General features: G+C 64.1%; 7 protein-coding genes and 1 pseudogene. 6 read left to right on the top strand and 2 right to left on the bottom strand.

From position 1 onward, the window contains the following. Window positions 1-40: 40 nt before the first annotated feature. Entirely contained in the window at window positions 41-3,613 is a 3,573-nt protein-coding gene (locus tag OG509_RS40035; protein ID WP_331741658.1) for a LamG domain-containing protein, read from the bottom strand. A 1,349-nt stretch (window positions 3,614-4,962) separates the two neighbouring features. Between OG509_RS40035 and OG509_RS40030 the strand changes: the two genes are divergently transcribed. Then, window positions 4,963-6,402 (top strand): NF041680 family putative transposase, encoded by a 1,440-nt coding sequence (locus OG509_RS40030; protein ID WP_331741655.1) that lies wholly within the window; start codon window positions 4,963-4,965, stop codon window positions 6,400-6,402. A 26-nt stretch (window positions 6,403-6,428) separates the two neighbouring features. On the opposite strand, the pseudogene OG509_RS40025 reads toward OG509_RS40030, so the two are convergent. Then, window positions 6,429-6,713: pseudogene (locus OG509_RS40025) on the bottom strand (transposase family protein); the annotation flags it as partial. 68 nt (window positions 6,714-6,781) lie between these two features. Between OG509_RS40025 and OG509_RS40020 the strand changes: the two are divergent. The 5 genes from OG509_RS40020 to OG509_RS40000 all read left to right on the top strand — a co-directional run bounded on the left by OG509_RS40020 (window position 6,782) and on the right by OG509_RS40000 (window position 14,018). Beyond that, window positions 6,782-7,944 (top strand): IS3 family transposase gene (locus tag OG509_RS40020; RefSeq protein ID WP_331741652.1). Its coding sequence is split into 2 segments (ribosomal slippage): window positions 6,782-7,066 and window positions 7,069-7,944, totalling 1,161 coding nucleotides; the frame shifts between segments, so codons are not numbered across the junction. 158 nt (window positions 7,945-8,102) lie between these two features. Further along, the gene (locus tag OG509_RS40015; RefSeq protein WP_331741649.1) at window positions 8,103-10,619 is read left to right on the top strand and encodes a hypothetical protein; all 2,517 of its coding nucleotides are present in this window, start codon (window positions 8,103-8,105) and stop codon (window positions 10,617-10,619) included. Beyond that, the gene (locus OG509_RS40010) at window positions 10,616-11,899 is read left to right on the top strand and encodes a CHAT domain-containing protein (RefSeq protein ID WP_331741646.1); all 1,284 of its coding nucleotides are present in this window, start codon (window positions 10,616-10,618) and stop codon (window positions 11,897-11,899) included. The genes OG509_RS40015 and OG509_RS40010 overlap by 4 nt, the downstream gene beginning before the upstream one ends. After that, window positions 11,883-12,260 carry a hypothetical protein gene (locus OG509_RS40005; protein ID WP_331741643.1) on the top strand — a complete coding sequence of 126 codons (378 nt, stop codon included), beginning with the start codon at window positions 11,883-11,885 and terminating at the stop codon, window positions 12,258-12,260. Before OG509_RS40010 ends, OG509_RS40005 begins: the two co-directional genes overlap by 17 nt. Before the next feature lie 300 nt (window positions 12,261-12,560). Further along, complete coding sequence (locus OG509_RS40000; protein ID WP_331741640.1) at window positions 12,561-14,018, top strand: hypothetical protein; 1,458 nt, start codon at window positions 12,561-12,563, stop codon at window positions 14,016-14,018. Window positions 14,019-14,035: the final 17 nt, after the last annotated feature.

Genomic DNA, 14,035 nt, shown 5'->3' with positions numbered 1-14,035 from the left:
AGCGGGGCGGCCACGGCAAAACGGGGATGTTCTCTGGCTGTCAGCCAGTGGTGCCGAGAACGGTCGTCTTGACCTGCTCGGCATCCTTCATCGCGCCGGACCACAGGCGCATGCCCTTGATCTCACCGGGCAGGAAGTTGCCCCATGCGCTATTTGTGAAGCCCTTGCCCACAGCGAGCTCGCCGCTGCCGACGGTGATCGTGAAAGCCTTGGGCTGTGCCTGGCGCGTCGAGACCACGTAGAGAGTGATCGTGCCGTCCTGGGCGTTGTGAACGCCGGTCACCTGAACGCCCGTGTCGAGCGCGGCCAGGCTGTCGCTGGTCACCGAGGTCCCGGAACCGTCGGCCGTGAGTCTGCCGAAGTGCCAAGTACCTTCGACGACGGTCACCTTCTGGGCAGGGTCCTGCTCGGTCGGCTGGTCACTGGCGCCGGTCTTCTCGAACCACAAACTCCAGGAAGAGCCGGTGGCTGTGCGCTGGCCGATGACCTGGGCCTTGTAGCCGTTCGGCTTGTCGATCAGACGGGCGTTGTCGAGCTTCGCCTCTGCGGTCACCGTGAAGGAGCCGGTGTCGTCGACGACCGGCCCGGTAGCGGTGGCCGCCTGGGCGCCTTTGAGCACCAGGGCGCCCGACTTTACCTCTGTGCCGGCAGTGGCCGTCAGGGCTCGGCCATTCCCGGAGGTGTCGGCGAAGGTGGGGCCGGCTGTTGAAAGGTCCCAGGCCGCCGAAAGGTCCACGTGGGGCTGGTCCGTGTCAGGGTCAATGAGTGAGGCGTCCTGCTTGACTGCGGCGTCGCTGCGCTCGTCCTGCCAGGCCTTGAGCTCGTCGATTCGGCCCGCGAGGTGGTTCACCCAAGCACCACGGTCCTTGACGACGCCGATGCCCATGCCTCCAGTAGAGGCGATGGGGTTGGCGACCGTCATCTCACCTTGGAGCTGTCCGTTGACGTAGAGCCGCGCCTTGTCGGTGGACTCATTGTATGTGGCGGCAACGTGGGTCCAGACTCCGGCCTGCGCCGGATTCTGTCCGGTGATCCTGCTGACAGCGGTGCTCGCAGCCTTGTCCTCCGTGGCCATTTCGAGCGCCCATGGCTGACCAGGGAGAGCGGTGATGGCCATGCCGCTCATGTTCTGCCCTGTCTGACTCACCATCGAGAAGGAGCCGTCGGTTCGGTCGAGGCGCACCCAGCCGGCGACCGTGAAGGACGCCCTGGTATCGATGACCGGCTTGGATGTGACCGCGTACTGGCCGCCAGCCAGCTGGAGCGAGCGGTCCTCGTGCGCGGTGGGCGCCTGCACCCACCCTCGGCGGCCGTTCTGGGGGCGTTGGCTGCCGGTCGAAAGGTCTGCGTTGTCCTGCAGGGTCGGGTCAGTGGTCGAGGTGTCGAGTGCCTGGCCGGAGGTCTCGTCGAAGTTCCAAGAGGCGACGGGCCCGGGTCCTTCCTTGACCACGAAGTCGACCATCTGCACGCTGCCCCAGCGGCCCAGAGCGTCCTTGGCCTTCACACTCAGCCTCATGGTCCCGGACAGAGGAGGGGTGATGGAGGCCGTCGGCTTCGCACCGGCGATCTCGGTCCAAGCGGTATCTGTGGCCAGCTTGTACTGGTAAGCCGTGTTGGTGTCACCAGTTCCTGGACCGAAGGTGAACTGGCCCGGGGTGCCGGGCTTGCCGGCCGCAGCGCATGCGGTGCTCTTGCACTCGCTGTAGGGGCCACCGAAGGTGACCTGGGGGGCCTTCGGGGCCGTGGAGTCCACCTTGAAGTAGCAGTCCCCGCTCGGCGCACTGTCCCGTACTTGTCCTTCCCCGAAGGACTTGGTCCACGTCCTGAAGCGGTACAGGGCGCCATCCGTCAGTGTGGCGGGAGGGTCGCTGGTGACCGGGACGTTGTCCCCGACGTATCCCGAGCTCGGCCGCTCGATGAAGTCGGAGTCTCCCGCGTTGGCCTTGACCGGCTTCCAGCCGGTCCTGCCGATGCCACCGGCCATGACCGTTTCCCACTTCTCGGTCTGCATCGCGATCCGGAGGGAAGCGCCGGGCTCGCCGCCCCACACCGTCTCCGTGATCGCGGTCATGGAAGGCGTCGGGTCCGAGACGATCGACGGCGTGGCCGGGTCGCCCGAGCAGATCTCTCCGCTGCCCGCGACCAGGCCCACATAGATCGGGGTGTTGGGCTTGCCGATGTAGTCGACGGACAGGACCGCGTCGTTGCGGAACCGCTTCCAGGCGGTGGCGTCCGACTCGTCCTCCGCGCGCAGTTCCAGGTTCAGCCGGTTGTACCGGCCGGCGGCGAAGTCACGGACGGTCGGGGTGAGGTTCTCATCCGGCTCGTCGGGAAGATTGTCTGAAAATTCGATCGGAGCAGCGGGTGAGTTCGAGTCACAGGCCGAGCCGCGACCAGCCGAGATCCACCGGTCCCCCATGAGGTCGGCGTAATTGGGCTTGTTCCACCAGTTCGTCGACGGAGAGATCTCCCCGTCCATGCGAACCAGCAAAACGTTGCGCGCGTCGCACTGGAAGGCCCAGGGTTCGGTGACCCGGAAGCGGGCGTTCAGGACCTCCTTGCCGACGAGCTTGCTCGGCGAGAACTCGAAGTACAGACGCTGCACGTACCCGGGCCCGCAGTAGTAGCCGTTCCAGGAGCCACACTTGCCCATGCCCTTGCCCAGGCCGTCGTCCCCGTTGTCCCAGTTCCAGAAGGACACGCCGTCATCGCGCAGGGCAGTGTGCTCCGTACCGTCATCAAGGGCGACGGAGGGGTCGATGTAGAGCGGGAAGACCGCCGGATCGCTCTGCTTGAGGATCGCGGTGTCCGGTACGACGGCCAGCGAGTCGGCATCGACGTGGACGGCCATCTTCGCGACCTTCGAGCCGAGGGCCGGTCCGTCCGCGGGGTGTCCCGACGGCTCGGCGCCGACGGGCGGCTTCGGCAGCGTGCCGCCCTCGGACTTGGCAGCGGCGACCTTCTCCTTCGGGGACAGGGCGAGCGGGGCGGGCACGCCCTTCGAATCCCACATCAGGGCCGGGGGCGCCTTGAAGACCCGGTTGCCATTGGCATCGGTGGCGGCCAGGCCACCGTCGTTGCCGGTGTTGAGCTGGACGTCCTTCGCCTTGAGGCCGAACTCGACGCGCTGGAGCTTCGGGTTCTTCGCGGCCTCGGGGGTCTTCACCACGAGTACCTCGCGGAAGCCCTTGAGCGTGGCCGTCATCCGCAGGTCCACGCCGGGCAGCACCTCCGGGTACACGGCGCTGTCCCCATCCAGCACCGGCTTGGGCAGGACCCCGCCCTGCCAGCCCCACGACATGGAACGCCCAGCGCGGTCGATGGTGACCAGACTGCTCTGGCCATCACCACCGGAAAAGCTGACGCCGGCGACAGCGGCCTTCGGCCCCACCGATCCGTCGGGACGGAACTCCAGCGTCGCGTCCGGGGTGACCCAGCCGGACCCGCTCTTGGCCTTGACCCGGACCGGAACGGCCGAAGTATCCAGGCGGAAGGACTTCCCGTCCGAGTTCGCGAAGGTGGTCGACGAATCAGTCCGCTCGCCCACCACCTCAACCGGCTTACCAGACTTCTTCGCCGCAGCGAGCGCCTGCTCACTCTCGGTCCCAGGCACCGCGGCGGCCGCAGCGTCTATCGGCGTATACGCCGATACCACACCCGCGACCATCGCCATGCCGAGCGCGGTCGCCACAGCACGGCGACGCCGAAGCCGTCCACCCTTGATCACAAACATAATCCCCCATATTCATTCGACGCGAGTAACTCCCCAGTCCCCACGCCAAGCCAAGCTGTCAACTCGCCGCCACAGTTGAATGCAAATGTGCACATCAACCGCCGCACCCGGCACATACCGCCAAGCGCAGCTGGGGAGCAGACACCCTTCCCCGATCTCAAGCATGGTCAACGGACCCACGCCGCCGAACGGCTGGGTGCGACGGCCAACACACTGGACGTAGCCGACTCCGGCTCAATGAGCACCTACATGCCGTTGACCACAGGGCGAGATTAGAGCACACGTTCGCAGAGGCGAACGGAATTTTGGCGCATCTTCGCCCCCGCCTCAAGCGCAAGCAATCTCCACCGCGAAAGCCCCAGAAGCCATGTCACACACATTTCGCGACACTCACGCCAGCAGCGACTCACGTTGCAACTCGGTACATTTCAGCTCTATGGAAAATTTCGCAATATAAACGATACGAATTAAGGGAGCACCCCCCTCCGTAAGGGATTTTGGGGAAGTTAATACCGTAATAGCCCGGTATCTGTGACATGTCTGATGATGAACCTGTAAGCACGGGGGCGGACCTGAGGGACGGGCCTGCTGGCCAAGCTCTACCGCACAACGCGATGGGCAAGCCGCCAGTTCCGGACCTACATGCGGCTGGCTTTGAGGCAGCTCATCGCGATAACGCTCAATGGCCAGAATTCTTCCTGCCGCACTGCCAACATCGGTCCATGCGGAATCGTTGAGCGGCCCACGGGTAGATCGACTGCGGCGGCAACCCCTCACCCACGTTGAAGCGTGTAATGGCACGCACTCGACGGATGACCGCACCGCGGCCCTGAGCCAGCCTGCCCAAGCCCACAGCCATCAAGAGGCAAATGCTCGAAAGCGGGTACCGCCCCGGGGGCACCGACCGCCCGGGGCATTGACCTCGCCCCAAAGGAGTCCGCGGCCTCCGACCTCGGTTTACCGACGCGGGGTGGAGCAGCTCGGTTCAAATCCTGTCCCCGCCACTACACCGGAAGGGCCCGAATCCTCAAATGGACATCCGGGCCCTTCCGCCGTACCGGGGCGCCTCAGGGGCAAGCCAGGTTGGCTAAGCTTGGCGTTTATCGTCTGCGGTCGAACATGGCCTCGAACTTGCTGACGTTTTCGGCTGAGTGCCTGACGTAAGGGCGGCCCTCGTCTGATCCTGTGCTCCGTCACAGAGGCACTTGATCAGTACGAAGGCCGTAGCGATGAGTCTGCTGCAGCGGGATGTCCCGCGGGATACATTTGCCGAATTGTCATGCTTCCGGACGGAGTTCTATGCCTGCTTGACTCAGAGGGCTGATGCCTTGTTCGAGTTGAGTGACGCTCTGTTGTGTGCGGACGGCCCGGTGAAGACGTTGGTCGAGCTGTCCCTGGCGCCTGAGCATCAGCGTGGGCATGGTGCGTTGTACGGCGGGTTGAACCGCGGGCATCTGGATGTGGCACGGCTGCGCAGGGCGCTGGCAGGAATGCCCCTTCCACGCACGGCGGAAGGGCGGCTGGTCCTTGCTGTCGATGTCAGCAACTGGCTGCGGCCTGATGCGAATACCAGCCCGGACCGGCTGTTCTGTCACACGTATGGCCGGGGCAGGGGCTCGGCCCAGATGATCCCCGGGTGGCCCTACTCCTTCGTTGCCGCTCTGGAGCCGGGGCGGACGTCGTGGACTGCCATGCTGGACGTGGTCCGGCTGTGCCCGTGGGACGACGCGATCGCCGTGACCGAATCCCACGTCAGGGAAGTGTTCCAGCGACTGTATGTCGCGGGCCAGTGGCGGATCGGTGACCCGCCCGTCCTGGTCGTCGTCGATGCCGGATATGACGTGACCCGTTTGGCCTTCCTACTTGCGGACCTGCCCGTGGAGCTGCTGGGCCGGATGCGTTCGGACCGCGTCCTGCACTTCCCGCCCCCGCTGCAGCCGGCGGGAAAGCGCGGGCGCAAGCCCAAGCGCGGGGCGGAGTTCGCGTTCGAGATTGCGGCCACTCAGCCGGTCCCGTCCATCACCACGGTGTCCGACACCACGCACTACGGGAAGGCCGTCGCCGCTGCCTGGGACCGCCTGCACCCGTTGCTGGTCCGACGCTCGGCCTGGGCCGACCACCCCGAAGGAGAGCTGCCGGTCATCGAAGGCACCGTCATCCGTCTACAGGTCGACCACCTCCGTGGAGACCGCAGCCCCAGGCCCATCTGGTTGTGGTGGTCGTCCACCGCCGCCACTGCTGGGGATGTGGACAGGCTCTGGCAGGCATTCCTGCGCAGATTCGACCTCGAGCACACCTTCAGGATGCTCAAGCAGACGTTGGGGTGGACCGCTCCCAAACTCCGCGAGCCGGCCGCCGCTGACCGCTGGACCTGGCTCGTCCTCGCCGCACACGCCCAGCTCCGACTTGCCCGGCCCCTCGCAGAAGACCTCCGCAAACCCTGGGAACGGCCTGCACGCCAAGGCCGCCTGACACCCGCACGCGTCCGTCGAGGATTTCGCCGCATCCACGGGAAAACCCCTCAGCCGGCCAGTGCACCGAAACCCACCACCGCAGGCCCCAGCCGACCAACCGGCATGAAGAACAAGCAGCGTGCACGCGAGCACCCCGTCGGGAAACAAGCCAAACCGAGCATCGCAACAGCCATCACAAGCAGCACACCTGCATAAACGTCAAGCTAAGGGCTCGCAGAGAATCAACATGCTGACTTGATCTCTGTGGGTATGTTGTTCGCGAGGAACGCGGTGACGTCGGCGGGTGTGCGGAACCTGGCTGTCGAGGGCGGGACGGTGTAGCCGTGCTCAGCGAGGAGGGGCTGGACTTGCTGAACGGCCCTGGTGATGGTGCTGCCGTTGACGCCGAAGAGCTGGGCGATCAGGTCTCGGGGGCCGAGTTTGCGCAGGTAGAGAACGATGGCCAGGACTCGGTCGGCGGTGGTCAGCTTGTCCTTGGCGCCGGCTCCGCGAGCCCGGATACGTTGGGTCTGCCGCACGATCGGGTGACATCTGAAGTGGCTTGCCCTGTAGGGCAGGTGGGAAGGATGTCGCTGTGCCCAAGCCCTATCCGGAAGAGTTCCGCCAGGACGTCGTGCGGGTCGCGCGGAACCGTGGCCCGGGTGTGACGGTCGAGCAGGTCGCCACCGACTTCGGGGTCCACCCGATGACGTTGTGGAAATGGATGCGCCGGGCGGACATCGATGACGGGACCAAGGCCGGGACCACCAGCCAGGAGAACGCGGAACTGCGGGACGCACGTCGGCGGATCAAGCTGCTGGAGCAGGAGAACGAGGTCCTGCGCCGGGCCGCGGCCTATCTGTCGCAGGCGCATCTGCCGGGAAAAGGATCTACCCGCTCGTGAAAGAGCTGGCCGCGGACGGAACGCCCGTCTCGGTGACGTGCCGGGTGCTCAAGCTCGCCAGACAGCCGTACTACCGCTGGCTCGACAAGCCGGTGGCCGACGCCGTCCTCGCTGAGGCGTATCGCGCGAACGCGCTCTTCGACGCTCACCGCGAGGACCCGGAGTTCGGCTACCGGTTCCTGGCCGACGAAGCACGCGATGCCGGGGCCCGGATGGCGGACCGGACCGCGTGGCGGATCTGCCGGGAGAACCGCTGGTGGAGCGTGTTCGGCAAGAAACGCGGCCGGGGCAAGAAGGCCGGCCCGCCGGTGCACGACGATCTCGTGAGCCGCAACTTCACCGCGAGTGGCCCGAACCGGTTGTGGCTCGCCGACATCACCGAACATGCCACCGGCGACGGCAAGCTGTACCTCTGCGCGATCAAGGATGTCTTCAGCAACAGGATCGTGGGCTACTCCATCGACGTACGGATGAAGTCCCGCCTGGCCGTGACCGCCCTGGACAACGCCGTGGCCCGGCGTGGACACGTCGACGGATGCATCCTGCACAGCGATCGCGGATCGCAGTTCCGGTCCCGGAAATTCGTCCGGGCGCTCGACCGCCACCGGATGGCCGGATCGATAGGGAGAGTCGGGGCAGCCGGCGACAACGCGGCCATGGAGTCCTTCTTCAGCCTGCTGCAGAAAAACGTGCTCGACCGCCGCAGCTGGACCACACGCGAGGAACTGCGGATCGCGATCGTCACCTGGATCGAGCGGACCTACCACCGACGCCGCAGACAAGCCGCACTCGGCCGGCTGACCCCCGTCGAATTCGAGACCGTCATGACCACACCGGCCCTCCAGGCCGCGTGACCGAACCTGTCACCCGAACCTGCACCAGACCCGACCTATATGGCCTTGCTTCTGAGCCTGTAGGGATGCTTAGCCCTTGCCCCGGTTCGACCGTTCTTTGGACGCCGTGGAGTGCGTTTCCAGTCGCTTGCGGCGAGGAGCGTTTGACGGGTGATCTGATGACCTCAGAACTGAGGCCACTCCGCATCGTCTCTGCCTGCGTTGCTACCGCGCTGTCCGTGGTTAGCTGCTGGGTTGGAGCCGACCTGCTGGGCCAGAGTCTTGAGAGTGGCAATCTCGGCCTTCTTGCTGCTGGCCTGGCAGTTACCGCCGTGGGAGTGGTAGCGGCGGGTGCAGTCGGGTGGCTGGCCTGGATGGAGCTGCGCGGTGAGCCGTCCAGCTCCGAGATTGCGGAGCGCCGGATGAAGATCCTCATCAGCGCGCTAGCCGGGCTTTCAGGCCTCGGTCTGGGGTGGCTTGCGGTCACGTTCGCTGTGGATGGTCGTTCGGGGTTGGCTTGGCTGATGGGCGGGCTAGCGCTCCTGATCTTTGGGCTTTGGTTTATTCGGCTCGTCGAGGAGGCTTGGACCGCGCCAGATGCGCCGACGCTAGTAGAGGCCGGAGTGGTTGTCCTTGCAGAGCTCGGTCTGGGGTGGCTTGCGGTCACGTTCGCTGTGGATGGTCGTTCGGGGTTGGCTTGGCTGATGGGCGGGCTAGCGATCCTCTTTCTTGTCTTCGCCGGCTGGTGTGGTGGTGTGCAGTTCACAAACAGTTGGCAGGAGTCGCTGGCCGAGGGTGGCTTCGTGGTGGCTCCAGTGGCGATCTTGAGCGCGGTTGTTGCCAGGCTCGCCACCGACGGTCATCCGATATTTGCCGGATTGGTGGGTGGACTAGCCCTGGCCGTGCTGGTCCTTCAGCTGTGGGCATTTGAGCGCCTGCCAGATATGGGCTGGCTGCGACGCCGGGGCAGGACTTGGAGAACAACGCCGCTTCAGGTGCCACCAGGCGGCGCGGTCTCGCTTCTGGCGCGCGCTCTTGGTCTGGCCATACCGCTGGCCACGCTCGTCTGGGCGATCGAGAACAAGGCCCAGAGCCGCTCTGGGGTGCTCGTCATCGATGTACTCGTAGGGGCCGCTGAACTCGGCATTGCGGCCGTAGCGATGCTGCTTGTCCAGGGTTTGGGACTGGTCTGGCTACGGCCTGGCCCCCAGCCAAGGCTGATGGAAAAAGCAGTTGAGATAACTCGGCATTCTGCAGAGGCCGAACTTTCTCCTGACGGGGGGCACTGGCGGACCGAAGACCCTGTCGGCGGCCGAGGCGGTGGTCGGCTAGGAAGCGGACCACCTGACCATGGCCCGTGGGAGGAAGATGGACCTAGGCGGAGGCGTGGTTCCCTGTCTATCCCGTCGCCTTATTTTAGTGTGTTTAAACTCCTTGCTCGGCCCCTCGATCCGCCCGCAGCTGTCCGTGTCAACCTAGAAGCGATAACGGCGACGGGCCTTATTCCGGATGCAGTGTGGCCTCGTATCAAACTCGTTGTTCCGCCTGAGGTAGGGCGCGAGGTGAACCGGTCAGACAAGATCGTTGCCATGCTGCGAGTCACTGCCTCCAGCGCAATCTGCACTGCACTTGTCTGGATTTCGACAGCAGTGCTGCTGTCATATTCGCGACCGAACAGCGTCGAGTTGGCGTTGCTCTTGCTCGGACCACTCTCGATTGCTCTGGCAGCGTTGTTGCGGGCACGCCGGCGAGTCACGGATGCTTACCTGCGCCGAGCTGAAGCGGTCGAACTCTACCGCTTCGACCTGGCCAAGGCGATGCATCTCCCACAGCCCAGCAACAATGCGCAGCTAATCGCGCTCGGTGGAGTTCTGAGTGGAGAGGAACCGGCCTACGATTTTCCTATCGCCTGGTCTCACTCGGCGCAACCGGCAGACCCTACCCATACGAGCGAGTACAGGAGGGGCCTAGCTGTCGATGTATCACGGCGAGTAGCGGAGGATATTCGAGCCCTACTGCGGCACCAGTATGAGGAATTGCGTCTTTCGTTGCCAGCCGTTGAGCTCGACCCTCGGCAGCTACGCCGCCTTGCTGAGGAGATAGCCGAGTTCACCTCGGATCCGATAAGTGCGGACCTCAAGCAGCATATGGCCGACTTGCATGGACAGTTGAACAAAGAGTTGCACCACGTCATCCAAGCGAGCATCAAGGAGTCCGTTCTCGGGCCGCCATTGGCGAACTTCACCGGGTATCTCATGATTGAGCTCGGCGCGAGCGAGGGCGATGATGCGTCCGCACGAACCGTCGACGGAACGATAGTGGCCCGCGCGGGTTGCCGACTTAATCTCAACATGTCCGTAGTACGTGACGATCGAGCGCGCAATGTAGCCTCCGCAGTCGAGTCTGACCCGAATCAACCCTTCTTCGCATTTGAGCCGATCAATATCGACGGCGGCCGGGACGACGTCGCGATCGTTGAATTCGATGCCATGGTCGACAGTGTCACTCTTACGCCGCTTCCTCAACGGTACAACCTGCGGGTTTTGAAGGGAGCCCAGAAGTCTTTCGGATTTCGGCTGCCGCAGCAAGAGAGCCGTCACGAGGTGTGGTTCCAGTTGTACCAGAGTGGTCGGCTCATTCAGGTAGTCGCCGTCACTATCGTAGCCAGCATTGACCCGGCAGAGGGTGCAGGATGACTGGAAATTTGCCTGCAGACGTCACGGTGTGGGTGCATCACACGGCTGAGTGCAAGAGGGTGGAATTTAAAGCACGCAATGGCACCCAGCCATTTAGGGCAACGTTGACCAGGCAGCGCGCGCTAGACGAGGTGCGAGAGGCGCTGGATGTGGGATTGCTTCGGCTCAAGGAAATCCTCCCACCATTGGTTGATTCCGACTCGAAGGTGGTTGGTCCCGACTCGGAGTCGGATCGTCTCAATCGCGCTTTCGATGCACTGTACCGCCTTGGCTGCCGACTCTTCTTTATCTTGTTCGGCAGTCAGGAAGATGTAATTAACGGCTTGGAGGATTTTTGGAATGACGCGCTGCCGTTCGGGCGCAATCCGAGGTTGCCACCACCCCTTGTCGAGTGCATTGGTGATAAAGATGCTTTTCTTCCACTCGAGTACCTTCCGCTCTTCAGCATGACCCCTCCTTCTGTCATTACGTGCCGGGATGATTTCGTTAAAGCGTGCCGATCTCTGGTCGGTTTCTCATGTATGGTCCGGCGGGCGATGCTGCCAGCTCCTCAGCGAGGTGGAATAGAGCTTCAATCCACATCGGATGATCTGTTGCCCATGCGATATCTATACTTCGAGCACTTGAAGGGAGCGCAGGAAGAGCTGAAATGGCTTTCCTCTGCAGCAGCCCACCGTGTCCAGATCGAGGGGCCCTACCCAAATTCGGCGGGCGGCGTTCCCAGCCTGTCGCTGCAGATCTTCGATCCGACCCTGTTGTTGACCGGTAATCATCGAAACCTCCCGGATCAGATCCAGCACTTTGCCTGCCATTGCTACACGGCAATGACGAGTCCACTCGATAATGAGATCCAATTGAGCGGAGGCGGGCATGAACTCCAGTTGACTCTCGGGACGATCAGCGAAGACCTCGTCGCTCTGGGTGCACGCGCGAAGCGCAATTTTGAGCTACCGCTCGTTGTGATGAATGCGTGCGGCTCCGCCAGGATGCAGTCCGCCAGCGCCCTGTCATTTCCTGACCTCTTCCTACAGAATGGAAATCGTGGCTTCGTTGGAAGTGATATAGAGGTGCCGGACGACGTGGCTGCAGCCTTCTCTAAGGCGCTCTATGAGCGATTCCTGCTGTATCGACTACCGCTCGGGAGATCTTTGCTTGGTGCTCGGGATCACCTTCTTAACAGGTTCGGTAATCCGCTTGGGATTGTTTACTCGTCGTATGCCGATCCGCAATTGCATGTCCGCCCTTTTATTGAGGAGGAAAGCCATGGCGCAGCAGACTGAATTGGGTCACGAGGCATCGGGGGAACATGTGGAGGGTGTCGTCCGAGTGCTGGCGCTGGAGGACCCTGATGACCGTTCACTGTTCAAGAAGCCACAGGAGTGGCGAGTCGGCCGGACGGAGATTCCGGTAGATTTGTTCCAGCAGCGGGTCACCGGATTTCTTGACTCTATGCGCAAGGTGATAACAGAATTGCCGTATTCCTGTGGCAGGTATGAGCTGAACCAGGTTGTGGTAAGCGCGGAGGTTAGTGCGAAGGGGCAAATATCACTGCTCGGCTCGGGTGGAGAGCTGGCCGGTAAATCGAGTCTGACTTTTACTTTCACGCGCAGGGATCCGGAAGTCGGATCCTCATCCGGGTGACCGTATGGTCAAGGCTGAGAGCGCCCGTTGCGGTGCCTCGCAGGAACACTGGAATCGCTGGCCTGGAACGGGCGTCTGGAGTTGCATCAGACCAATCGGCTCCATTCCGGCGACCCTGGCAGCGCCCCGGCAGCACATCTGCAGGGGTGCCGACGACCAGGGCGTCAGAGTCGTGCTGCTGCTAGCGCGCGGTAGCCCGTAGTTCGTCTGGGTGAATGAGACTGATAGCAAGGCGACGTGGGCCTGAGTGTCCGCAGGATCAGGGCTGTGAGATGGAGGGTCTTCTTTCACGGCGGGCGGGTGGATCTGACCCGCGGGTACGGCGATCCGGTTGTGTCGCGGCACGCGGACGTCCTGGAGCGTGCTGCCACACGGACAGGGAGGCAGGGGCGGCCGTTCCTGCTGGACCCGCTGGGGGCTCCGGATTTGCGAGTGAATCGCTGGTTCGAGAGTGATGAGGTCGGTGGGCTGGAACCGGCGACGTGGCGGAAGTACGCGTACAGCCTGGCGGTCTGGCTGAGCTTCCTGTGGGCCTACGGTCAGTCCTGGGACAACGCCGATCATGAGGCAGAAAAGGCGTTCAAGGTCTGGCGGATGCTCGACGAGCGCAACGATCAGCTTGTGGCGCCGGGGACCTACGGGGACAACCTCACCAATGTGAAGCTGTTCTACCACTGGGCCGGCAACGAGTACGGCGTCCGCAACCCGATCCGGTTCCGTCGCACCCGTGGCAAGAGGTGGGACGGCAGTCAGGCCGAGAAGGCGGTAACGGCGCCGAAGGCCACGCGGGACCGCGATGTGAAGTGGTTCGATCCGGCCGGCTATGAGCGCTACCGGGACTGCGGGCTGATGGGGTTCACCCTCGACGGGGACGAGGATCTGAGCTGGCGGGGACGCAATGGCCAGCGCAACGGGGCCTTCGCTGACGGGCTCTATGGGTCGGGATTGCGGCTGGAGGAGTGGGGATCGGTCCTGCTCATCGAGCTGCCGCCGGATGATCCGGGCCGGAGCTTCTACACCTGCCATCTGGCCGAGCAGACGGCGAAGGGCAAGAGTTCACGCCGGTACTGGATGCCCAGGCGGGCTCTGCTGCCTGCTCTGAACTACTGCGAGGGCGAGCGGGCGAGTGCGGTCCGCCGGGCCCAGGCCGAGGGCCGTTACGAGCGGATGGCGGGCGCGAGGGTGCTGACCCGGGTGCTGGCCCGCCGACGGGTTGTGCTCCGGGAGGCGGACGGATCGCTGACGGAGGTCTCGCTGGACGCGCTCCGGCCCGCCGCCCGGCGGCGCATTCTGAGGGAGACACCGGAGGGGCTCGAGCCGCTGGTCCTCTGGCTGAACGAGGACGGCCTGCCCAGGGACCCGCACGGCTGGGAACACACCTTCAAGGAGGCCAACGCCCGCCTGGCGCGGCTTGGGCTGATGGGCTTCGCGGGAGCCCCGCACATGCTCCGTCACAGCTTTGCCCTGCGCTGGTTCTCCGTCGGTCGGCTTCTCTACGACCGGACCCTGGCCCATCTGACGCCGGAAGAGACGAGGGACTTCCGGCACGAGTTCGGCAGCGCCTGGGACCTGGTGCAGATGCTGTTGGGTCACGCGGACCAGCGCACGACCAAGGAAACGTACCTGGAGCCGTTCGAGGCCCTGGAGGTGGAGATGCTTTTGATGCACGCGGACGTCGGGGCGATTCCGGACCTGATGTCGGCGGTGTTCGCGGGGGACCGGCGTGTTCAGGGTGACCCGCTGGCGGTGGGCCGGTGAGCCCGGGCCGCCAGGCG

The sequence above is a fragment of the Streptomyces sp. NBC_01006 genome (assembly GCF_045162725.1).
Lineage (GTDB): Bacteria > Actinomycetota > Actinomycetes > Streptomycetales > Streptomycetaceae > Streptomyces.
The sequence above is the reverse complement of the archived record's forward strand: the minus strand, read 5'-3'. Positions and strand labels throughout refer to the sequence as shown.

Excerpts from the sequence above, each read along its gene's own strand:
- OG509_RS40030 (WP_331741655.1), top strand. The coding sequence starts at position 4,963 with ATGAGTCTGCTGCAGCGGGATGTCCCGCGGGATACATTTGCCGAATTG.
- OG509_RS40015 (WP_331741649.1), top strand. The coding sequence starts at position 8,103 with ATGACCTCAGAACTGAGGCCACTCCGCATCGTCTCTGCCTGCGTTGCT.
- OG509_RS40010 (WP_331741646.1), top strand. The coding sequence starts at position 10,616 with ATGACTGGAAATTTGCCTGCAGACGTCACGGTGTGGGTGCATCACACG.
- OG509_RS40005 (WP_331741643.1), top strand. The coding sequence starts at position 11,883 with ATGGCGCAGCAGACTGAATTGGGTCACGAGGCATCGGGGGAACATGTG.